The sequence below is a fragment of the Collinsella sp. LCP19S3_H3 genome, assembly GCF_052119145.1.
GTDB lineage: Bacteria > Actinomycetota > Coriobacteriia > Coriobacteriales > Coriobacteriaceae > Collinsella.
In genome coordinates this window covers 1-22,747 of sequence record NZ_JBQKFW010000014.1, presented here as the reverse complement: position 1 = coordinate 22,747, position 22,747 = coordinate 1, and the positions used below count along the sequence as shown (strand labels likewise).

At 64.1% G+C, this 22,747-nt stretch carries 22 protein-coding genes; all 22 read left to right on the top strand.

Features of this window, described 5'->3' with window-relative positions; translation table 11 throughout:
- The first annotated feature begins 24 nt into the window (after window positions 1-24).
- Window positions 25-5,490: a tape measure protein gene (locus ACTQZF_RS07705; protein WP_441554981.1), complete on the top strand. Its 5,466-nt coding sequence runs from the start codon at window positions 25-27 to the stop codon at window positions 5,488-5,490.
- The gene (locus ACTQZF_RS07700) at window positions 5,487-6,782 is read left to right on the top strand and encodes a hypothetical protein (RefSeq protein WP_441554980.1); all 1,296 of its coding nucleotides are present in this window, start codon (window positions 5,487-5,489) and stop codon (window positions 6,780-6,782) included. The genes ACTQZF_RS07705 and ACTQZF_RS07700 overlap by 4 nt, the downstream gene beginning before the upstream one ends.
- A gap of 2 nt (window positions 6,783-6,784) precedes the next feature.
- Window positions 6,785-7,918, top strand: a complete 1,134-nt coding sequence (locus ACTQZF_RS07695; RefSeq protein ID WP_441554979.1) for a hypothetical protein — start codon at window positions 6,785-6,787, stop codon at window positions 7,916-7,918.
- A gap of 215 nt (window positions 7,919-8,133) precedes the next feature.
- Entirely contained in the window at window positions 8,134-8,778 is a 645-nt protein-coding gene (locus ACTQZF_RS07690; protein WP_441031697.1) for a DUF7172 family protein, read from the top strand.
- Window positions 8,779-8,802: 24 nt separating this feature from the next.
- Window positions 8,803-10,650: a hypothetical protein gene (locus ACTQZF_RS07685; protein ID WP_441031699.1), complete on the top strand. Its 1,848-nt coding sequence runs from the start codon at window positions 8,803-8,805 to the stop codon at window positions 10,648-10,650.
- A gap of 2 nt (window positions 10,651-10,652) precedes the next feature.
- The gene (locus ACTQZF_RS07680) at window positions 10,653-11,303 is read left to right on the top strand and encodes a hypothetical protein (protein ID WP_441031701.1); all 651 of its coding nucleotides are present in this window, start codon (window positions 10,653-10,655) and stop codon (window positions 11,301-11,303) included.
- Window position 11,304: 1 nt separating this feature from the next.
- Window positions 11,305-11,997, top strand: coding sequence for a LamG-like jellyroll fold domain-containing protein (locus ACTQZF_RS07675; protein WP_441031703.1), 693 nt, complete (start codon window positions 11,305-11,307; stop codon window positions 11,995-11,997).
- 171 nt (window positions 11,998-12,168) lie between these two features.
- Window positions 12,169-13,542, top strand: a complete 1,374-nt coding sequence (locus tag ACTQZF_RS07670) for a peptidoglycan DD-metalloendopeptidase family protein (protein ID WP_441032695.1) — start codon at window positions 12,169-12,171, stop codon at window positions 13,540-13,542.
- Window positions 13,543-13,986, top strand: coding sequence for a hypothetical protein (locus ACTQZF_RS07665; RefSeq protein WP_441052914.1), 444 nt, complete (start codon window positions 13,543-13,545; stop codon window positions 13,984-13,986).
- Between the two features lie 8 nt (window positions 13,987-13,994).
- Window positions 13,995-15,191: a DUF4185 domain-containing protein gene (locus ACTQZF_RS07660; RefSeq protein ID WP_441032689.1), complete on the top strand. Its 1,197-nt coding sequence runs from the start codon at window positions 13,995-13,997 to the stop codon at window positions 15,189-15,191.
- Complete coding sequence (locus ACTQZF_RS07655) at window positions 15,188-15,634, top strand: hypothetical protein (RefSeq protein WP_340034933.1); 447 nt, start codon at window positions 15,188-15,190, stop codon at window positions 15,632-15,634. Before ACTQZF_RS07660 ends, ACTQZF_RS07655 begins: the two co-directional genes overlap by 4 nt.
- Window positions 15,635-15,646: 12 nt before the next feature.
- Window positions 15,647-16,021, top strand: a complete 375-nt coding sequence (locus ACTQZF_RS07650) for a hypothetical protein (protein ID WP_441031710.1) — start codon at window positions 15,647-15,649, stop codon at window positions 16,019-16,021.
- 77 nt (window positions 16,022-16,098) lie between these two features.
- Complete coding sequence (locus ACTQZF_RS07645; RefSeq protein ID WP_441031712.1) at window positions 16,099-16,386, top strand: hypothetical protein; 288 nt, start codon at window positions 16,099-16,101, stop codon at window positions 16,384-16,386.
- Between the two features lie 163 nt (window positions 16,387-16,549).
- Entirely contained in the window at window positions 16,550-17,449 is a 900-nt protein-coding gene (locus tag ACTQZF_RS07640) for a helix-turn-helix domain-containing protein (protein ID WP_441393990.1), read from the top strand.
- The gene (locus tag ACTQZF_RS07635) at window positions 17,442-17,942 is read left to right on the top strand and encodes a hypothetical protein (protein ID WP_441031715.1); all 501 of its coding nucleotides are present in this window, start codon (window positions 17,442-17,444) and stop codon (window positions 17,940-17,942) included. Before ACTQZF_RS07640 ends, ACTQZF_RS07635 begins: the two co-directional genes overlap by 8 nt.
- Window positions 17,939-18,286: an HNH endonuclease signature motif containing protein gene (locus tag ACTQZF_RS07630; RefSeq protein WP_441032685.1), complete on the top strand. Its 348-nt coding sequence runs from the start codon at window positions 17,939-17,941 to the stop codon at window positions 18,284-18,286. Before ACTQZF_RS07635 ends, ACTQZF_RS07630 begins: the two co-directional genes overlap by 4 nt.
- Window positions 18,271-19,170 carry a YqaJ viral recombinase family protein gene (locus tag ACTQZF_RS07625; RefSeq protein WP_441031717.1) on the top strand — a complete coding sequence of 300 codons (900 nt, stop codon included), beginning with the start codon at window positions 18,271-18,273 and terminating at the stop codon, window positions 19,168-19,170. The genes ACTQZF_RS07630 and ACTQZF_RS07625 overlap by 16 nt, the downstream gene beginning before the upstream one ends.
- 80 nt (window positions 19,171-19,250) lie before the next feature.
- Window positions 19,251-19,529: a hypothetical protein gene (locus ACTQZF_RS07620; RefSeq protein ID WP_441031719.1), complete on the top strand. Its 279-nt coding sequence runs from the start codon at window positions 19,251-19,253 to the stop codon at window positions 19,527-19,529.
- A 2-nt stretch (window positions 19,530-19,531) separates the two neighbouring features.
- Window positions 19,532-20,407: a phage recombination protein Bet gene (gene bet, locus ACTQZF_RS07615; RefSeq protein WP_441031721.1), complete on the top strand. Its 876-nt coding sequence runs from the start codon at window positions 19,532-19,534 to the stop codon at window positions 20,405-20,407.
- Between the two features lie 2 nt (window positions 20,408-20,409).
- Complete coding sequence (locus ACTQZF_RS07610) at window positions 20,410-20,874, top strand: single-stranded DNA-binding protein (protein ID WP_441031723.1); 465 nt, start codon at window positions 20,410-20,412, stop codon at window positions 20,872-20,874.
- 20 nt (window positions 20,875-20,894) lie between these two features.
- Window positions 20,895-21,269 carry a hypothetical protein gene (locus ACTQZF_RS07605; protein ID WP_441032680.1) on the top strand — a complete coding sequence of 125 codons (375 nt, stop codon included), beginning with the start codon at window positions 20,895-20,897 and terminating at the stop codon, window positions 21,267-21,269.
- On the top strand, window positions 21,253-22,554 hold the full coding sequence (locus ACTQZF_RS07600; RefSeq protein ID WP_441031727.1) for a replicative DNA helicase: 1,302 nt from the start codon (window positions 21,253-21,255) through the stop codon (window positions 22,552-22,554). Before ACTQZF_RS07605 ends, ACTQZF_RS07600 begins: the two co-directional genes overlap by 17 nt.
- Window positions 22,555-22,747: the final 193 nt, after the last annotated feature.

The window sequence follows — 22,747 nt, the reverse complement described above, 5'->3', positions numbered from 1 at the left end:
GCGTAGGATCGGGAGGTTCATGGTATGGCGACTGTCGGCACGGCGCGGGTGACGATTGAGGCTGATTTCAGCAGGTTCGAGCAGGACGTTCAGACGTTCTTCAACCGCAGCGGCAAAGCGGCGGGGGATGCCCTCAACCGGGGCGTGAAATCGGGTGCCGATGCGGCGCAGAAGTCCGTGAAGGACGTGGGCACGGAGTTCCAGAATGTTGCTGCGTCCGCGTCCTCGGCGGGGCGTGATGCGTCGTCGTCGTGGGCGGCGGAGATGGGGAAGGTTGGCACGTCGGCGCAGAAGTCCGCGGCGGTGGCTTCCTCGGCGCTGACTGATCTGTCGGGTAAGGGCGCGTCGGCGGCGAGCCGGGTGTCGTCGTCCTGGGCATCGAACATTAGTGGTGTTGCGTCCTCGACATCCTCGGCTGCGTCGGCTGCGTCGTCCTCGTTGGATGGTGTGGGACGGGCCGCGTCGGGTGCCGCTTCTGGTATCCGCGTGTCCTTCGCGAACGGCTTCGGCGGTGTCGCGTCGGCTGCGTCCGGGATGGTGAGTCGCGTGTCCGCGACGATGGGTAGCGTGGCTTCCTCGGCACGCGGCGCGGCGGAGTCGATTAAAACGTCCATCACCAACGCACTGAAGGAGTCGGAGCAGACCGCTGATCGCGTTCCGAGCGCTATCGGCAGGATCGGCGTGGCCGTGGGCGCTATCGCCGGGCCTATGGCGATCCTAAAGGGCGGGTTCGACCGCCTGATGAACATCCAGCGTGCCGAGGTGATGTTCAAATCCGTGGGCCTGTCGGCGGAGCAGACGAAGAATCAAATGGCGAAGCTGACCGAGCAGGTGACGGGAACGTCGGTGTCCTTGGCGGATGCGGCGAAGTACTCCGCTATGTTCGCGCAGTCTGGTGTGGAGCTCGGCAAGCCGATGGACTCCGCGATCCAAGCGTTCACGGCCCTATCGTCCATCGCGGAGGGCTCGGGCGTGGACGTGGGGCGTGTGATGCAGCAGATCAGCGCCCAGGGCAAGGTCACGGGCGAGGACATGGCGCAAATGGCCGACGCTGGTGTCAATGCGACGAAGTACCTCGCGGACAGCATGGGCATGTCCCAGGCTGATGTAAAGAAGGCAATCTCGGACGGCAAGATTTCGTTCGAGGACTTCGTCACGGCTATCAATAAGGGCACGGGGTCGCTGGCGAAGGATATGGGGCAGACCCTCCCGGCGAAGATTGCGAACTTCAAGACCTCACTGTCCGCGTTCGGCGCGACGCTGCTGGAACCCATGATCGGCCCGATGACGAAGGCTGTGGAGTTCCTCACCGGCGTGTTCAAGGGGCTGAACCAGCCGATTAAGGACTTCGTGACGTGGCTCGGCGAGGGGTCGCTGGCGGCGGATGCCTTCAAGGGTGTAATGATCGTAGTTGGTGGTGTCGTCGCGGGTGCCGTGTCGCTTATGGCGGTCGGCGCGTTGGCTTCGCTAGGGAGCATGATCGGCGGGTTTGTCCTGGGCGGACTGCAGGCCACCATCACCGGGGCGAAGATGGTCGCGGCGGCGTGGACGACCGTTGCTGGGTGGGCTAGGGCCGCTGGTGCTATGGCGATTCAGGTGGCGAAGATGATCGGTCAGTGGGTCATGCTGGGCGGTCAGGCACTTGTGCAGGCCGGGCGTGTCGCCGCCGCATGGATCATGGCCGCGCCGAAGAACCTGGTGCAGTACACGATAGCGTTCGTTCAGATCATCGCCGGGTGGGTGCGCATGGCTGCGGTGGCGACGGTTCAGGCGATCAAGGCTGGGGCCGCGTGGATCATAGCCGCACCAAAGAACCTGGGTACGTACGCCCGTGCGTTCGGCGCGATGATCGCCGGGTGGGGACAAGCCGCCGGTGCCGCTATCGTGAACGCTGGGCGCATCGCCGGGGCGTGGATCATCGCCGCCCCGAAGAATCTTGGAGCCGGTGTCAAGGCGTTGGGCATGATAGCCGGTGGGTGGGTCCGCGCGGGCATCGCCGCCGTCGCGAACGCCGCTGTTATCGCCGGGTCGTGGCTCGTTGCTATGTGGCCGGTGGCCCTCGTCATCGCCGCTATCGTCGGCATCATCGGTGTGTTCAAACTTCTGTGGGATAACGTCGCCGGGTTCCGCGAGTTCTGGCAGGGCGTGTGGGACGGCCTTGTCAATGTGGTGGCTACCGCGTGGACGTGGATCAAGAACATCGTCGTCGGGACGTGGGACGCGATCGTCGGCTGGTTCCAGTCCGGCGGGGTGCAGGCAGTGTGGCAGACCCTCGTGGATGGGGCGCAGGCCGCGTGGAACATCATCACGGCGGTGTGGGGCGGCTTGGTTGATTTCTTCGGCGGGATCTTCTCTGGACTCGCAACCGCGTTCAGCGCCGTGTGGGACGTCATCGGTACTGCGTTTATGTGGGTGTGGGAGTCCGTCCTATCGCCCATCTACACTTGGATTGCTGACACGTGGGGACGCATCGCGGAGATCATCGCCCCGGTGTGGGACACCATCACCGAGAAGGTCGCGGCGTTCGGGTCGTGGTTCATGGACTTCTGGAACACGACGCTGTGGCCTATCGTGTCGCAGGTCGTGGACTTCTTCAAGCGGATTGGTGAAGCGGTCGGCGGGTTCATCTCGGATCATTGGCCTGTTCTGCAGAAGGTGCTGATGATCATTGGTGGTGTGTTGCTCACGCCTATCATCATTGGTCTTGGTCTGGTCGTCGGCGCGATCGTCGCGGTCGTGACGATCGTTGGTGTGGTCATTGGTGCCATCACCGGGCTCATCTACGTGCTGGTGCAGCTCCCCGGGTGGATTAGCCAGGCCGTCACCGCGATCAAGGACTGGTTCGGCCAGGCGTGGCAGTGGACGAAGGACAAGTTCGCGGCAATGGGCGATGCCGTGTCCGGGTGGTGGCGTGATCACGTCGCGCCGTTGCCGGGGCGGGTGGGTCAGGCTATCGGCGGGGTAATTGATTGGTTCAAGGGCCTGCCGGGGCGTATCCGCGGAGCCCTGTCGGATGCTGGGTCGTGGCTAATCGACACCGGCAAGAACATCGTCCAAGGTCTGATCAACGGCATGACTTCCCTCGCCGGGAAGATCGGCAGCTACTTCCTCGACAAGATTCCGGGGTGGATCCGCAAGCCGTTCGAGTCGGCGCTGGGTATTCACTCCCCGTCGCGCGTGTTCGCGGGCTACGGCGAGAACATCGGGCAGGGCCTAATCAATGGCGTGCAGTCTATGGCTGGGAGCGTGAAGGGCGCGGCGCAGAGCTTGGCAAACTCGGCGGCTGATGTGTCGCTGCCGGAGGTCGCGGCCCCCACGGTCGCCGCCCCGGTGGTTCCCGCCCCGGTGCCCGGAATCGCGGTAGACAGTGTCGCCCAGATGCCCGGTGATGGTGCCGCCCTGGGCGCGATGATGCAGCAGCAGCAGGAGTCAATGCTGGCGTGGGGAGCCACCGCGCAGCAGCAGACCGGCGAGGTGGTGAACCCCGCCCTCGCGAGCGTCGGCACGACCGCGCAGACCATGAACGACACGCAATTCCAGCCGGTGATGCTGGGTATGCAGACCGCAATGTCCGCGACCGGCTCGGCGGTGTTGGCTATGACGAGCATGGCGTGGACCCCGGCGATGCTGGGGATGCAGGCCGCGTCGAACGCTACTGGCGCTAACACGTCGTGGAATGCTTACGGTGTCGTGAACCCCGCGTTGTTCAGCATCGCGAACACCGCGTGGAATGTTCTCAACACGGGCGTGAACCCCGCTATGGCTGGTATCCGCGGGGCGCTGACGTACACGGCGAACACGTTCGGGTGGGCTGCTGGCAACATCGCGCAGCAGTGGAATCAGGTGCGTGAAGCCACCGCCCGCCCCGTCCGCTTCGCGATCCAGTCGGTGTTTAACGACGGCATCGTCGGGATGTGGAACTCCGCGTCCGAGTTGCTCGGGACACAGAAGATGGCCCCGTACCCCGTACGGTTCGCCACGGGCGGTCTGGTGCGAGGCCCGGGTGGGCCGAAGGACGACAAGATCCCCGCGCTGCTGTCGAACCACGAGTACGTCCTCAACGCTAAGGCCGTTCGGAACATCGGCGTGGATAACCTCAACGCCTTAAACTCGGGTTCGTACCGCGTCGCCCCGCAGGTCCTCCGCGACCCGGAGAAGCGCCGGGCGATGCTGCGCGACAAGACGTTCACGAACGTTGCGGCGCGGTATCAGGGCGGCAGTCTGGCGGAGGGAACCCCGGCGTGGAAGGCGCTGCTCCGCGGATACAACTGGGCCCGGTCGCGCAACGGTCGTCCCTACGTGTGGGGCGGCTCGGCGCATGGCGATGGTGGTACGGACTGTTCTGGCTTCATGTCGGGCATCGCGGATGTGATCCTCGGCGGGTCCGGCGCACGTCAATGGGCTACAGGCAATTTCCCCGGTTCGCAGCAGGGCGCGTGGAAGCCCGGCCTGGCGGCGGGCTTCGCCGTCGGCATCTCGGATGTCCACACCGCCGGAACGATCGGCGGAGCGCCGGGCATCCCCGCGGTGAACGTCGAGTCCGGTGGCATCAACTCACGTGTAAAGTTCGGTACCTCGGATGCTGCTGGTGCGAATGATTCGCAGTTCAACCGTAGATTCTCGCTCATTGTGACTGATTCCGGCGCGTTCGTGCCCGGCATGGGCGGCGGCGCGTCGATGGTGGACATCATCGGCGGGTTGACGAAGCCATTCCAGGAACGCATGAGTTCCGCAGCCGCCGGGTGGGCGCAGTCGCACGCTGGCATCATCAACACGTATCCGCAGAAGCTGTCGGAGACGCTGGGGAAGATCACCCGCGACAAGATTACGAAGCTGTCCGAGGAAATGATGGGCGACCCCGGCGGTGTCGGCGCGGAGCGGTGGCGACCTATGGCGAAGCGTGCCATGGCCCGCGTCGGCTTCAACTGGCAGGATAAACGCCAAGTCGATGCCATGATCGCGCAGATTCAGTCCGAGTCCGGTGGTATTCCGAACCGGGCGCAGGAAATCGTGGATGTGAACGGCACCGGCGCGTCGGCGGGTCTTGGCCTGCTGCAGATCATTCCGACGACGTTCGCGGCGCACCGTGACCCGGAGCTGCCGAACGACCGCACGAACCCGTTCGCGAACATGGTCGCGGCGCTGCGGTACTACAAGTCCCGCTATGGCATGGACCTTACGACTATGTGGGGTCACGGGCATGGTTACGACCGTGGCGGGTTGATCACGGATCGGGGCTTGTTCTCGAAGCAGACGACGCAGGCGGAGCGGGTGCTGTCGCCTAGGCAGACCGGCGCGTTTGAGGAGCTCGTCGGGTTCCTCGGGTCGGCTGATTGGCAGTCCCTCCGCGACGCTGGTGCAACCATTACCGGCGACAGCGGCGGGCGGAGCGTGAGGACGGTTGAGGTGACCCTGAACTACTACGGGAGCGGCGACGGTGAGGACGTGGCCGATGCCGTCGAGCAGCGACTTATTAGGAGCGCGTGGTGAGTTACAACGGCTATTTGAGTCTCGGAAGCGCGGAGTTGATTAACTCCCGCCGGGCGGCTGGGCACGCCCTCCACGGTATCTGTTCCCGCTCGTTTGAGCTGATTTGGGATGATTCGTGGGGCCAGCAGCACGTGTGGCTCGGCGACGAGGACTACATCACCCCGGAGCAAACCGGGGCCCCGTGGGTTCAGGCGGGCAGGCCGGAGTCGTTGGAGTTCGGCGGGGTGTACGGCCTGAATATTGACGGGCTCGACACGACGAAGATTGATCAGGATGTCACCGAAGCCACGGGCGACGGCGGTTCGGTCGGCAGGCGTAGGCTCCCCACTCGCGAGGTCAAGGTGGAATGCTTGCTTATGGCGGCGACTTCCCGTGGCCTGGAGTGGGGACTGCGGTGGCTGACCCGTTCTCTGCTCGCGGATGGGTGCGGGGGGGATAGCGGCCCGCGTGATTTGGTGTTCCTCGAATCGTGCCCGGATTATCGGCAGTGGGAGCGCCCGGCTGATGTCCGGGAGCGTGCCGGGCAGCTGACCCGGATGCTGACGAGCGTGGTGGTGACGAAGACCCCGGAGGTGACGAACCGCTACGGCGTGTCGAATGACCGTGGGGACTACGCGCCGTGTATGGCGGTGGTGGAGTTCGAGCTGACGGCGCTGGTGCCGAGGGTATGGCGCAGCCCCGTTGTGTTGCTCGGGCCGCGGAGCCTGTCGGCGGGCGAGGTGATGACCGCTAGGTTCCAAGAACTCGACGCGGATGGGACGTGCCCGGCGAACTGTGATGACGACGAGGGCGTGCTACTAGATCCGAAGATGGGCGACCTGTGGACGCTGCCCCGCCCGACCGCGCCGGGCGTTGAGATCGGTTGCATGCCGATTGATTCGCGACGATCCGTGTTCACAATCAGGGAGGGCGCTATCCCCCTGACCGGTGAGATGCTGCCGACCGTCGTGGTCCGCTCCACGGGGCGGGAAGAAAGGAACATCCGCATCCGCTGGGCGCGTGGGCTTGTGGTCGATGATGGGGCGGCGCTGGACTGCCAGACCGTCGGCGAAGCTATGGCAACGTACCTCCCCGCGGATAGTGTCCTCACCCTCGACGGGCGTTCCGGGGCGGCGTGGGCTGACCTTCCGGATGGTCGGCGTGTTGATGCCACGCCGGTGATGGTCGGGCGTGCCGGTGGGCCGTGGCGACCCCCGGTGATGACGTGCGGCGCTCCCTACACCCTCGTGGTTGATGCTGGGCAGGACACGATCGCGACGGTGGAAGTCACCGGCGTGACGTGGGAGGTGTAGCCATGCCGACGTTGGGACAACCGAGGTGGGGCGCGACCATCGCGGAGCCTTCCGGGCGGATCATCTGGCAGTCCGGTGAGGACATTAGCGACTGGGACTTCGACCGGGTGCTGTGCGACATCTCGAAGGCGAGTATCAAAATCGCGGCATCGCCGGTGTTGTGCTCCCGCGTGGAGCCGTGGCTGCACACCCTCACATTCTGGGCGGGTAGCGAGGTCGCGTGGCACGGTCTGGTGACGGAGACGAAGGCGGCGAAGGGGTCGCTGACCGTCACCGCGTCGGATGGTGCCTGTCTGTTCAAGCGCCGTCGGCTCCCGTCCGGGCGGTTCTGGGATCAACGCGACGCATCGCAGGTGATGCAGCAGCTCGTGGTGGATGGGATGGGCCCGTCCGACCCGCTGCACATCGCTGATCACATTCACGCCCTGGACTCCCGAATCTGGGTCGTGGTGAACGAGACGGCTAACAGTGTCCTCGTGGATGATGTGGTCGATGATCTGACCGAGGTTGGGTTGGAGTGGACGTTTGTCGGCGGGTCGTTGATGGTCGGACCGGTCGGGGCTCGGCATCGTACCGCACCACTGTCGGATCGGCACCTCGGCGATGATGTCGTTGTGACGAAGGTTGGCAAGGATGTGGTTACTGACGTGCTCGTCAAGGGTGAGGGTGTGTGGGCGCAGCGGGCGATTGAGGATGACCGGATCGTCCTCCAGTCCATCGTGAAGGGGAACAAGCTCGTGACGGTTCAGGAGTGCGAGACGAAGGCGCAGGCGACGTTGGACCAGTTCGCGGTCGCCCCGGTGGCGGTGAGTGTCGGCGGGGCTGGGTTACGCGCCGACGCGCCGGTGTCGTTGCATGAGCTCGTTCCCGGCGTGCGTGTGCCTGTCTCGTCGGTTCAGACCGGCGTGCGGGTCGGCTGCGACCTGATGATCGAAAAGGTTGCGTTCTCACCGGATGGGATCAAACTGTCCCTCGTTCCTCCGTCGGTGTCGTGGGAGGCTCGCGAGGAGTTCCCGCCGCCGTTGACGAACGACTTCAAGTCGCCGTGGGAGAAGGAGCAGGCCGGTAAGGCCAACGCTTCGCAGAAGGATAAGGCCGACGATGCGGACTGGGTCAAGCCCGGAACGCCGTTATAGGAGAGCAGGATCATGGGTAGGACAGCGCGGACGGATGCGGAGTACATCGCGGAGTTGGAGCGGCGTGTCAGGCGGCTGGAGCGCGCTCTGGGGCCGTGGCAGTTGAGTGTGGGCCGGTATGGGGACCTCGTCGCCGATAATCTGGACACCGGAGTGAGAACCGTTGTAGCCCGGCGTGAGTCGGAGCCGCAGGGTAAGAAGGAGACATAGAGGTTATGGCTAACACCATTTGCACATCCCGTCAGTTCTCGACCGAGAACGGGGTGCTGCATCTATCACGGGCCGCGATGCCCCGCGTGGTGCTGGAGACTCGCACGCCCTCGGTTAATGACGGGGAGATTAAAGAGCACTCGCCGATTGATAACCAGAAGATTCTGATTGAGCAGCGCGGGCACTGGAAGAACGACTTCGGAGTTCCTGTGACGGTTCAGGTTCAGATCCAACGCGCTCGCCGAACCATGAGCACGACGTGTCCGCACACTGTGTTTCTCCGAGAGTCGTACACGACGCGGGTCGGGACCGATGGGCTTACGCAAATCATGGCCCCGGAGCCGACGACGGAGCCGACGTGGAACACGGAGTGGGGCGCGGGCCTGTTCGCACCGTTCAATGGGATGGGTGGGGACGAGTGGCCCCCGATTACGACGTGGCAGTCCACCCCGGAAGCCACCTCGACGCTGGACCAGATTCGCGTTCCAGCGGGACAATCGCTGGACGTTCGGTTCCGCGTCTCACTGGTGACGAACGCTTACGTCCGGGTGCCGTGGGGCGATGCTCACCCGCGCGATGGTAGGCCGACCGCGTTCGTCTGGGCATTCTCGAACACCATGCGATTCTTCGCCTTCCCCGACCCCGTATAGCTCGACTAGATAGGACACACAACAATGGCACTTGAACAGGATTACGGACGCATCCCCGTCCCGGCGGATAACGTTCCCGAGTTCGGTGTGGTGGTGCGCATCCAGGGCACTCACGCCGTCCTCACCGCCGACCGGGATGGGAAGCCGACCCCGTTCCTCCGACACAACGAGCAGATGATGGTGCGGTTCACCCCGCACATCAAGCAGTTGCTGGAGGAAGGGTGGGTCGATCTGATCGACTACATTGAGTTCCCCGCGGCGGCGCAGTACTTCCCCACTATGGCGGAGGTGTTCCAGATGATCGAGGACCGGGCTAAGACGCTGCCCGGCGAGTCGGTGCTGGGCATCCGCGTGGATGGGGATGCGCTGGTGATGCGGGTAGGCCGGGACTTGGAAACGTCCCGCGAAGTCCGGGCGGTGATTCCACAGTTCGGTGATTTGTCGGCGCAGGTTGAGCAGGCGGAGACGGCTGCGCTTCGGTCGGAAATGGCTGTGGAGCAGGTGATGAACCTGGTGAAGGACGCGGCGCAGGTCGCGGCGGATCAGGTGTCGGTGGAAGCGGAGCAGTACGCTGCGCTCGCTGCTGCTGCTGCGGAGCGTTCCGTCACGGCGGCGGAGGAAGCGACGCGACAGGTCGAGTCCATCGGCACGGTCGCCGGGCCGGAGGGTCCACGCGGGCCGGAGGGGCCGATGGGTCCGCAGGGTCCGCAGGGTCCGCAGGGTCCGCAGGGTCCGCAGGGCCCGAAGGGCGACACTGGTGCGGCGGGTAAGGACGGTAAGGACGGCGCTTCGGTGTCGTACGAGTCGATGGTCGCGACTTACGCTGATCTCCCGAAGGGTTTGTCCTCGTCTGATAAGGGCAAGGGCTGGGTTGTCACCGCTGATGGTCGGATTTACGTGTGGGATGGGGCGAAGTTCCCGCCCGAGGGCGCTGCACCATTGTTCCGTGGCCCGCAGGGCGAGACTGGTCCGCGCGGCCCGCAGGGCATCCAAGGCACGCAGGGCCCGAAGGGCGATACTGGCCCGCAGGGTCCGATGGGTCCGCAGGGTCCGAAGGGCGATGTTGGGCCGACCGGTCCGAAGGGTGATACCGGGCTTCAAGGTGTGCAGGGTCCGAAGGGCGATACCGGCCTACCCGGTAAGGACGGTCGGTCGTTGATCGTTCGCGGGGAGGTCGCATCCTCGGCATCACTGCCCCCATCGGCGGCGGTGGGTGACACCTACGTCATGACCGATAGCGGTAAAGCTGTGATGTGGAATGGTACGTCGTGGTCGGACCCGTTTGCGTTCGTCGGTCCGCAGGGACCGCAGGGTGATAGGGGACTCCGCGGCGATACTGGCCCGCAGGGTCCGCAGGGCCCGGCTGGCCCGGCTGGCACCCTATCGGCTGACCAGGCGACCGCGCTGTTTGGCGCGCCGTCGTTCCGCACGAAGCCCTACGGTGTGCTCCGCTGGACCGGGCCGCAGTACGACCCGCCAGCAGCACGGTTTACCCGTATGCGCGCCTACTCGGACGGGAAGCTCGTTGTCGGCAAGAACTACGGTGGCGTGGCGAACGCATCCACGAATGATCCGTACCTCGTCGCCCCGGTTGATGGGTGGTACAACCTGTACGCCCGGCAAGGTTTCGCCACCATCCCCGGCGCTAAGGGCTGCGGCCTGACAACGGACATTAACGCGGGTGATCGGGGGCTCGTGTTGTGGAACGATATTGGCTTCGGTCAGATCAGTATGGCGACCGGCGTGGAGTTCCTCACCGCAGGGACAAGGTTGTACCCGTGGATTTGGACGACCGAGGGTAACGCCGGGGCGACTGGCAACATCCGAGGAATGGAATCACAATTCCGCATGATCTTCCTAGCAGGAGCGTAACGATGGCTGAAATTAACTACGACGATCTACTCAATGAGATCATCGAGCAGATCAAGAATGACGATTCGGCGGACTCCGCGACGGTGGAGCGGCTGGTGCAGCGGCTCCGCGAGTTGCAGGCCACCGCGTCGGCGGAAGTCCTCGGTCGGAAAATCATCGCCGGGGACGGGCTCGCCGGGGGTGGGACGCTGGAGCAGGATGTGACACTCCGCCTGTCGGATGAAACGAACGAGTACATCCGGCTCGCGGCGGCTGCGACGACCCCGAAGCAGCTCGCGGAAGCGATCGCCCCGCTGCTGACGAAGGCCGAAGCCGGGGCGACCTACGCGACGAAGGCGGAAGCGAAGCCCGCCTACGTTATCCCGTTCAGCGTGCCGGGCACGATCAACGGCGAGGAAGTGTCCCCGCCCCTACTGATCGGCACGGGCGCGGCGGGGTTGAAGATCACGCATATCGGTGTCGCGGTCGGCACCCCCGGCTCGGCGGTGACTGTGACGCTGCGCGGTGGGGCGACCGGGTCTATTACCGTGGGGGATGGGGTGGTGTCGAAGCAGTCGGCGATGTCCGTCCCCATCACGGGCCCGGTGCGGGTTGCGATCTCGTCCGCGTCCTCGGCGGGTGTGACGGTTACGCTTCGGGTGCAGGAGTCCTAGCATGAGTATCAAGGACTGGGTCAGGACGGCGCGGGCGGTTCAGACACATGAGTCATTCGACGGGCGGCTCAACACGGGCGGGGCGATGATTGGCTCCCCGGTGTACGTGCAGGGCGTGGATGGTCAGGCGCTGTCGATTCCCGCGAACGCTGGTGCGACTATCCCGGTGTCGTCCGCTGCTGCTGCAGGCTACCCGGTGTCGGTATCACTGTGGTTCCGGTACTCTGCGAGTTCCGCGACCGCGGAGCTGTTTCAGTGGGGCAACATTCCCGGCATGGGTGCGCGGGTGTACGGCGCCAATTCGGTTTATCCTCCAGGCACGGTCGAGGGGTGGGTGCGGTTGTCCTCGGGCGGGTTCGCGCTCCGCGCCCGGTCGGAGCAGTTATCACCGGATCGGTGGCACCTCGTGACCCTCACCGTCGAGGGGACGACGATATGGGGCGGGTGCCGCGCCCGCATGTATATCAACGGCACGCTGGTTGCCGTGCAGTCGTATAGCGGCGGGCTGTTCAACCTCGTGAACTTCGACCGTCCCCGTACCATGACCGTCGGCGTGTCCGCCGGGGCGGTTGTGGTGGACGAGCTGATCATCCAGGAAGCGCTGCTCGGAGATTCCGAGGTTATGGGGCTATATCAGTCTGCGGAGTCGCTGACGCGGGGGACGAAGCGGAGCGGGTGGGGCGTGGTATTCTAGACCGCAAGCAGGACCAGTCCCCGCTGACCTCCAGACAGCAGATTGGGGGCCGGTTCCGAAGGGATTAAGGCCCGTGTTGCTACGACCTCCCCCTCGCCTAGTGGGCAGCTATGGCGAGGGGGCTTCCTCATGTATAGGGGACGGGGCGGTCGCGCCGGTTAGACTCAACCTATGAGCAGACAGTGGCCGATGCCGAAGAACACATTCACCATCACATCCCGGTTCGCGGGCAGGATCAACCCCGTGACGGGCCGACCAGAATCACACTCCGGAACAGATTTAGCCGCCCCGGACGGCACCCCGTTCTACGCCGTCCAGTCTGGAACTGTGCAGTACATCGGACCCGCTTCGGGCTATGGGCAGTGGATCGTCGTGGACTCGTCCGACGCGGACGGCGGGGGCTGCGTCGAGTACGGGCACATGTGGAACGCCTTCGCCACGGGGCTGAAACTGGGCGACCGGGTGGAGGTCGGGCAGCTGCTCGGCTACGTCGGGTCGAATGGCCAGTCCACGGGCCCGCACCTCCACGTCACGGTGTGGGAACGTGGCTACGGCGGGAAGCGCGTGGACCCGGAAACCTGGCTCCAGGACGCGGCCTACCCACCGCCCGGTGGTGGTCGCGCCCCCGTCACCGGCGAATCACCAGCCGGGGGCGATGTGCTCTTCGGCGTGGACATCTCGAACCATCAGAACGGCTTCTCGTTGCGCCGGGTGAAGGAGGAAGGCTTCGCGTTCACCATCATCAAGGCGACCGAGGGGACGTGGCGCGACCCGGTGTTCCGGTCGCACCTGGACGACGCGAAGGCTAACGGCGTGCTGGCCGCTGCTTACATCTACGTGCGCGAGGAAACATCGCCGGAGGATCACGCCGCCGCGCTGGAAGCGCAGCTACCCGAGAAGGACGTTCCCGTCGCACTCGACATCGAGGACAAGAGCGGCTACGACCCGGGCCTGTGGCACGGCATCGTGTCCGCGCTTCGCGGGCGGGGCTACCGGGTGATCCTGACCTACCTCCCCCGGTGGTACTGGACGAAGGCCGGGAAGCCTGACCTGTCCGGGCTCCCGCCGCTGTGGTCCTCGAACTACCCGTCCACGACCCCGGGTTACGCTTCGGCGCTGTACTCGACCGCAGGGGACGCTGGCTGGGCTGGTTACGGCGGTCTGGAGGTGGCGATGTGGCAGTTCACCGACCGGGCCGTCGTCGCCGGGATGAAGGTGGACGCGAACGCCTTCCGCGGCGGGATGGATAAGCTCCGCGCCCTGTTTCAGGGCGAGGGGAACACCACCCCGCCCGGGGCGGAAGTCGGCCCTCCAGTCTTCGCGTCGAAGCTGACCGCCGAGGACTACGCCCGACTGTCGTTCGAGCAGCTCGCCGGGTACAAGTACCGGCAGGACGGGCTCCCCGACTTCGCCGGGTGGGATGCCGAGTCGGTCATCGCGTCCGCGAAGAAGAAGCTAGCGGACACGGGCGCGTGCACGCCCGTCGAGCTGCTGTTCCTCGCTAACGAAGATCTGATCAACCGAATCAAGAAGGGTGAGAAGTAAGTGAAAATCAAGGGAATTGACGTGTCCATCATCGTTCGCGGGGTGATCTACGCCGCGGCGTTCGTGTTCTCGGCCGCGATGCTGCTGTCGGGTAAAGCGACGAGTGATCAGGCGCAGGCGTGGCTGGATTATGCCCCGGAGCTCGCTGGCATGGTCGCCGGTGGTCTAGCGCTGGTGAAGCTGAACCGCGGGTCGAACTCGACGGCGACCGAGGACGATGTTCAGGCCGCGCAGACCGCAGCCACCGTGGCCGCGATGGAGCGGATGTACCAAATGAGCCGGGAACTGCTCGACACCATCAACGAGAAGAAGCAGCCATACCAGTCGGTCGGCGCTGCGGACAGTAACCCTCCGATGGACGAGTCGGCGGAGTACGGTCAGCACGCAGCCCCGGTGAGTGTTGATCGTGCTGGTTCGCAGCACGGTTCCATCTACCCCGGATAGGAGCAGAAATGATGTCATTCATTAATCAGGTATTCAGCTGGGCGCGGAAGATCATCCCAGCATCCATCGTCCCCGACGTGCCGGTTGGCACGTTCATCCACACCTCGGCGGGCAACGGCGGGACTGACCAGCCCACGCAGCGGTTCGGCATCGGCGGGACAGACCTCGGCTTTTTGTTCGAGGGCGGCAAGTCCGTCAATGGCGGGAAGGCACTATGGGTCGGCGGGGTCTTCGGCGATACCTTCACCGGCGGGACACCGGGCCAGGGTGATTGGCGCTCGCCCGTGGGGCTCCGCTCGTCAAACCGGGATGTCACCACGCGCGGCATCGTGTGGGACAACGCAATCCACGGAATCAACTACGCGAACCAGATGTGGCCCTACCGGCACGTGGGCGAGTCCGGGACGGTGAACGGCAGGAACTTCGACGCATTTACCATCATCCCGAATGATGTGATTCAGCTCCCCGATGGGAACTACCTCGGCAACGGCTTCCGTGTGAAGCGGTGGGGCCAGGGCGGTGTGCAGCGGATGTGCTGGACCCTATCCGCAGCCTGGTTCTGGTCGAATGAACCGCACGCCGAGGTGTGGGACGTATGCCGTCACGAGAACAACCTGGGCACCCTATACGAGTGGGTGAATCGCGGACGCGATCATTACTTCCAGAACAACACTATGGTGATGCTGCCGGGCGACGAGAACGTCTATGTGTTCGGCACGCCGGAGGGGCGGAAGCGCGGCCCGGATAGCGGTATCTACCTCCGCCGGGCGAACTGGCGGCACCTATGCAACGACGCGTCGTGGGAGTTCTGGGGCTGGACCGGTACACGGTGGGAGTGGGGACGGCACATCAACCCGACCCCCATCCTTCTCCCCGACACGCCCGAAGGCGCGATCGGTGAAATCAATGCGCAGTACATCCACGGGAAGGTGGTGCTCACGTACTGCGACGAGAAGCGTGGCGTGATTGTTCGCCTGGCGGATCGCCCGGATGCGCTGTGGACGAAGTCGCGGGAGATCGTCACCCGCCTACAGGAACCGTCGATGTACGCGCCGAGCATCCATCCGTGGTCCCCGTCGCTGGAGGATGCCTACCTTCATCTATCGTCCTGGCGGCAGTGGGATGGACGGACGATTGACTACTGTGCTCGCGGCTACCGGGTAAACCTCACCGGGAACACCCCCGGGGCGGAGGGGGCGGCATGACCCTGCTGGAGAAGGAGAAGGAGCCACCACTGGTCCGGCTCCGCCGTGGGCTCGGGTCGCCCTGGACGGGGCTGGGAATCTACGGAGTCGGCACGCTCATTAAAGGCCTGTTCTACCTGCCGATGCTGGGGAACCCGAGTCGGCTCCCCGCCGTCGAGCAGTGGGGCGGTCCGAACCTGTGGGCATTTGTGTGGATCATCGTCGGTGCGTTCGCAATCTGCGCGGTGCTGACCCGCCGATGCGGAGCTATCGCCGCCGGGGGCCTGTTCTTTATCTACCTGATATGGGGAGGTATGTACCTAATCGCCGAGGTCTACGGTAACTACCCACTCGGGTCGATGGCGTCTGTGGTGTACCTACTGGTAGCTGCGACGATCTTCTGGGCGTTCTCGCGCCCCCCCGGTGGAGCAGATCATCGTCAAATCAACGCACTGCGAGGGTGAGGGAGATTCCGAATGAGCGAAAGCCTAGCCGCGGTCGTCGTCGGTCTGGTGGGCCTCGCCGGTGCCGTGCTGACCGCATTTATCACCGGCCTATTCGATAACCGGAAATCGGTCGCGGACCAGTATCAAGCCCTGGTGGACGATATTCAGGACTTCGCGAGCAATAAAGCTGCGGAGCAGGATAAGAAAATCAAGGTGCTAACCGCGAAGCTGGAGGACGTGCAGCGTGTCGTGGCGGAGCAGGGCGAGCAGCTCCGCGTGATTAGCAGCAAGTATGATCTGGCGATCGGGTTCATCCGGCGTGCGCATCAGGACAAGACGGTCGCGGATCTGCTTCCGCCGCTTCCGGAGCGGTTGTTGGATGATGTTCGTCGGCAGGTGTCGTGAGTGTTGTACCAGACCAGAAACTTCTGGTAAACTATACGTGTAAGATTCATATCCACAGGAAAGGCAGTACAAGCACCATGCAAGCCCCCGTGATCGGCTCCGCCGCCCTTCACCGACTATCCGAAGCCGACGCGAACAAGCGCGTCTACAGCATTCTCGATTGGATCATCAACCACGCCGACGACAACGGAGTCGTGGAAGTCTCGATGTCACAACTGACTAAGGTATTCAACGTGACTATTGCGATGATCCAGCAGCCACTCCAGCTACTCGAACAGCTCGGCCTGATCACCCGCGAACGACGTGGCCCCTACCCATCGGTTATCCGACTGACCCCCGTCGTCATCCCCACCCTGAAGCATTAAAAAGACCCCCCGCGCTAACGAGGGGTCCCAACTCACAGAAAGGCGTTCTGCTATGAACGACTATACACCAACGTCCGCATGGACCGCAACTTACGACCGAGATCGCCGGAAACTATGGGGCGAACCTGGGAGCGTGTGGACTGTCTTCGACATCCTCGCATCAATGGCTAACGGATCATCCGGGCGGTGCTGGCCGTCCGCGGCGTACATCGCGAAGGAAACCGGATTGAGCCGCGCGTCGGTGAAGAACGCGCTCCGCCGTCTTGACGAGCTCGGAGTGATCAGCGTCGAGCACCGGGAAGCGACAACGAGTGTTTTCACAGTCCCCCTGGCGACCATGAAGGGGGTTAAACCTGTAGCCGGGGGGGCGGGTAAATCCCTGCTCGAAACGGGGGGTAAGGATTTAACCCCAAATAAAGAATTAACTAATAAAAAATCATCTAACAACACGGGCGGCGCTCCGCGCCCGTCGGAGGATGTCTTCCACGAAGAACCGAAGGACACGTCGGCAGGGTGGATTGACGAGCGGACGGCTCACGCCGCCGCCGAAGCTGGCATCACGGCGATGGAGGACGAAGGGGTGCCACTGCGCACCATCGTGGAGCAGACGGCGCAGCGGGCGAACCAGTATCAGATCGTCACGGACCTGTCCCCGCTCCCTCGGACGATCCGCTCCGGTGAGTGGACGCTGGACCCGGAGGGTGATTGGCGGTCGGTGGCTCGCACCATCGTCGTCGGCAAGTGCGGCCCGGTTGAGGGCAGGATCATGAACATGTTCCTCGACGGCATCGCCCCCCTCGTCGCCACGGGGGAGGTTCCGCTGCACCTGATCGAGGAAGCCGCGGCATCCGGCGGTGGTGGCTTGTACGCCATCGGAGCTGTCCGGCACGTCGCGGTCGGCCTGTCGGCGCGTCGAATGTCGTGGTTGTGGCGCATCCGGGCGATCCGCAGGGGCGGCAGCGGCGGGCGGGTGATTGACACGATCATCCCGTCTCGGACGAGCGGTGTCACCACCCCAACCGAATTGTCATTTACCGAGATTGAGGAACCCGCTTATGCGTAATTTCACCGAAGCGCTCGCGGCCCGGTGCCGTGGCCTACTCGGAACCGACCAGGTTCGGATCACCGACGGGCAGACCATTATCCGCTGGACGGCGGAAGTCGAGATAGAGGGAGGGCCGTTCACGACGGCGACGTTCGAGGTCACACCCCGCCCGTTCACGATGGACGCGGTGAATGAGGTGTGCGCGGAGTACAGCGTGTATGACGGATTAGAGCTGGACATCGCCCTGACCGATCTCACCAAAATCATGCCGACAGTGTTCCCAGATAAACTCGAACGAGCTCGGGAACTAGTGCAGCACGACAGCGTCATGATCTACCCCAACGACGTGTACGACCGCGTCGAGTACGTGATCATTAACCCCGACTCTGGGCAGACCATCACCGGCGACGCGGCCCCGGACACCATCCCGCAGATCATGGCCCGCGACGCGGCCCCGAACGCGATCACGCTGGTGTTCGTCCCCGACAACCTCATTGGGGGCGTGTGGTGAAGGAGGGGTTCAGCGTCGAGGACAAGCGCATCATGAGCCGCCGGTCATACGGCGTGTGCGAGCTATGCAACAAAAAGCCGGGCGGGCACTACCACCACCGGAAGCCCCGCAGGATGGGCGGGGTTCATGGCGACGCTGATGCGGACGTGAACCGCCCGTCGAACGGGCTGGTTCTATGCGCGGCCTGTCACGACCGGGTGGAGTCCCGGCGCGGATGGGCGCACGACAATGGGCTGCTGCTGAAAGCGAACCAGCGACCCGAGGAAACACCGGCACGGCTTCCCCGCTACGGCGGGGCTGTGCTTCTGGACGATGAAGGAAACGTGGCATGGCAGATGTGGTAGATGTGCAAGCGATCATCAGTGAGCATGCGACCGTCGCGGAGGGCGTGGAGCCCGGAACGGCGGAATGGCGGCGCAGGGTCACCGCGTCGAAGATTGCGGGCATCATGGACTGCGACCCGTGGGGCGGAACCCCGTGGATCATGTGGCACCAGCTCGCCGGTCATTTCGACGCGCCCGAAGCGGATACCGAGGCGACCCGGCGCGGTCGGCACCTCGAAGCCGGTGTCGCTGATTGGTGGGCCGAGGACAACCCGGAATGGACCGTCACAACGTGCGGAACGTTCCAGTCGCGCCGGTGGACATGGGCCTACGCAACCCCCGACCGGCTGCTGGCAACCACGAGCCGCGTCGCGCTCATGGAGATCAAGACCCAGGCCGACACGAGCGGATGGGGAACGCCGGAAACCAACGGTGTCCCGCTGCACTACTGGCTCCAGGGCTTGTGGCAGTGCGCTGTCACTGGGCTGCGCGATGTCGTGTTCGTGGTCCTCGGCCCGTTCCTGGAGCTCACCGAGTATTGGGTCACCTACACTGATTTCGATATCGAAATGACGGTGGACACGATCGGGGAGTTCGTCGCGACGCTTCCGGGGGGTGTGTGCGAGCGGGAGCCGGAGCGGACGAATCCGTCCTCGGAGTGGCCGGTGTTGGCTGCTATGACCCCGGCGACGGTGCAGGCGGTTGAGGTGGGCGATGTGTATTTCGAGTACGCGGCTGCGAAGCTGCGCGAGAAGGAAGCGGCGGCGGAGTTGGATGCAGCTCGGTCGCGGGTCATCGTCGCCGGTGTGGATGGCGAGTGCATCACGGCGGATGGTCGTGTCGTGGCGACGCGGTCGGGCGATCGGTGGCGGTTTAAGCCGGTTCCGAAGCAGTGGCAGCGTTGAGGTTGATTTCCCCACAACTATCCGGTAAACTTTAAGTAGGTGTTTATGGTGAACACCGTGACCAGCATAGAAAGGCAAACATGCTCAACCCCGAAGCGCCATACGAGCGCTACCCAGACAACCACCCCTACATCCTCGACCCCGAGGGGACCGTCAGGAACAACCTCCCCGACATTATGGCCGACAACGGACTCGGCACCAACACCGAAGACCTACAGTGCCGCAACGAAATCATGCGAGCAATGGTCTACACCGCAGCCATGTTCGACAGCCCCGAAGACTTCGCCCGCTTCGCCCGCGTCACCGGTGACTCACTCCACCGCCTAGCCGACGAAGTCGAAAACACGGAGGACAGCTAACCATGACTGACCAGTACAGCAGCCGATCCCTCACCATCGCCGCCGAGCAGGACACTTTCACACCGGTGCAGATCGAAGCACTCCGATCCATCGGCCTACAAGGCGCAGCCCCCGCCGAGATTCAGGTGTTCTTCCACACGTGCAAGCGGACCGGCCTGGACCCCTTCGCCCGGCAGATCTACATGATCAACCGCCAGGGCAACTGGACGATCCAGACCGGCATCGACGGCTTCCGACTCGTCGCGCAGCGCACCACCGAGCGGACGCACGGAACGCTCGGATACGAGGACCCATTGTGGTGCGGACCGGACGGAGTGTGGCATGACGTGTGGGTCGCGGACGAGCCGCCGGTGGCATCGAAGTCCGTCGTGGTCCGTAACGGCGAGCGGTTCCCCGCCGTCGCCCTGTTCCGCGAGTACGTCGGAACCCGGTGGGATAAGAAGCTTGGCAAGAAGGTGCCGAACACGATGTGGCAGGAGAAGCCCGCCCTGATGCTGCAGAAGTGCGCCGCAGCCCTCGCCCTCCGGTCCGCGTTCCCCCTCGACCTATCCGGTGTCTACACCAACGACGAGGTTCAGGCCGACATTGTGGAGCCGGAGCGTCCCGCCGCGCCGCGTACCGATTCCCTCCACCCGGAGGGGTTCGACCCGGAGACGTGCACTCGCGAGGAACTGCAGGCGGCGTGGAAGCGGGCGAACGCGGCCCGGCAGGTGGGTGAGATGAACCGCATTTCGCAAATCGCCACGCGCCGGTTCAGCGGCGATAATGACAAGAACGGGCAGCAACCAGCCGACAAGGCCCCGGAGCAGGCCGAGCAGCCCGCCGAGGACACCACCATCATCGACGGCGAGACCGTCACAACCGACAAGGAGCAGTAGACATGAAGCAGGGAGAGAACCCCCTATTTTTCGAGGGCGGAGTCAAGGAAGACCCGCAAGTCCGGTACACACAGGACAACAAGCCGTGGGTCACCCTCGACGTAGCCAGCACGTCCCGCCGGTTCGACAAGGAAGCGAACGAGTGGGTGGACGGAACCACGACGTGGATTCCCGTCGCGCTGTTCGGCAACGGCGCGGAAGCAGTTGGCCAGCAGGTGCGGAAGGGAACAGTCGTCATGGTGTTCGGCAACCTCGTTCAGCGGTCGTGGACGACCGAGCAGGGCGAGCGCCGGAGCCGCCTGGAGTGCCGCGCATCATCCATCGGAGTCAAGTGCCGTAAGACCCGCGACGGCGCGGGCGCGGCCCCCGGCGCGGACATGGGCGACCCGTGGGGCTCCACCCCGTCCGGCAACACCGGCGGGGGAACCGGCGCGGCTGGGTTCGACAGCGACGAGCCGCCGTTCTGATGCGGTCCTGGAACCTCCCCATGTCGTTCACCCGCCCCCCACTGTCGCTCAACGACCGGGGTCACTGGGCGAAGAAGGCGGCGGCGGTGGCGGCGGTGCGGAAGGAAGCAGCCTACCGCGCCCGCGCGACCGTCCCCCGGAACCTCGGCCACATCACCACCCGGCTCCACTACCTACCGCCGGATAACCGCCGCAGAGACGAGGACAACCTCGTCGCCACGGCGAAAGCGTGCTGGGACGGGCTTGTCGATGCGGGCATCGTCCCGGACGATACGAGCGAGTACATGACCAAGATCATGCCCAGGATCCATCACCACGAGAAAGGCCAGAAGCCGCGAATGTGGCTCGAAATCACCACCACCGGAAGCGAGGACACGAATGCAGCGGACAAGTAAATCGGACAACGTTTTCACACCGGTTGAGTCGGAAATGTTCGTCCTCGGCGCGATGATCCAGTCGCGCGATGCTACCGCCGAGATTCTGTCCTCGGGTATGAACCGGCAGATGTTCTACCGCCCGGATCACCAACTCGTTTTCGAGACAATCGAGCAGATGGAAGCGGAGGGGGCGCAGATTGACCCTGTGTTCCTCGCCGACCGGATCAACGCCGCTTCCGGGCGAACGATCGGAGATGTCGCCCAACTGATCTTCGACCTGATCTCAAAGGCCCCAACTCCGATTTCCGCGATGTACCACGCCGAGCGCGTGCGGGCGGGTTACCTACGCCGGGAATCGTACGCCGCCGCGGCGAAGATCAAGCAGCTATCGGAATCGCCCGAAGTCGAACCGATCGAGGTTGTGGAGCAGGCCCGCGCCGAGCTCGACAACCTAGGGACGGTCAGCGTGTCCGATGCCCCGTCAATGGTGGGCGACATGCTCGAAGCGACGCGGGACTACTACCGACAGGACACCGGGCGGATCACATGGTCGGGCTTCGAGTCCCTGGACTCCATCACGGGCGGGCTCAGGGCGGGGCAAATGATCATCGTCGCGGCCCGGCCCGGTATCGGTAAATCGACCCTCGCCCTGGACTTCGCCCGCAACGTCGCCCGCACCGACCGGGCGGCGTTGATGTTCTCCCTAGAAATGAGCAAGCAGGAAGTGACAGCACGGGCGATCAGCGCCGAGTGCTCCATCGACCTCGGGCGGTTCACGCACTCGACGCTGATGGATGATGAAGCGCAGCGGCTCGCGGATCACGCCGACGATATGAGCAACCTTCACTTGTGGGTGGATGATGCGCCGGGGATCACAATGGCGGAGATTCGGGCGAAGGCTCGGCGGTTAGCTCGCGAGCGCCCCCTGGGGTTGATGGTCGTGGACTACATCGGATTGATTAGCGCTGTGGGAAAGGTTGAGTCGCGGCAGATTGAGATTGCGCAGTACAGCCGGGCGCTGAAAATGCTCGCGAAGGAACTGGACTGTCCGGTTGTGGTGGTCGTGCAGTTGTCCCGGCAGGCGGAGATGAATGGCGCGCCGCGGCTGCACCACCTCCGTGAGTCGGGCGCGCTGGAGCAGGACGCGGATAAGGTCCTGTTGCTGTCGCGGAGTGATGGTGGTGATTTGACGGTTGATCTGGCGAAGAACCGCAGTGGTCAGCTGGGAAGCGTGGAGCTTACGCCGGTGCTGCATTACTGCCGGTTCATGGATCAGAAGTGGTCGCCGGGCGGGTATCAGTAGGGCGGTTCGGAAAAAAGTTTAAGTGTTTTTCGTTTTTTACTTGACTTACACCACCATATCACCTATACTATAGTTACAGGGTAAGGGAAACGCCCGTAACCAACAACGAGAAAGTCAGAAACACGGAGCACCATCTTCATCGAAAAGTCCACCTCCGAGAACCTGACCTAGTGGTGGGCGGGAGAGCTGTCGG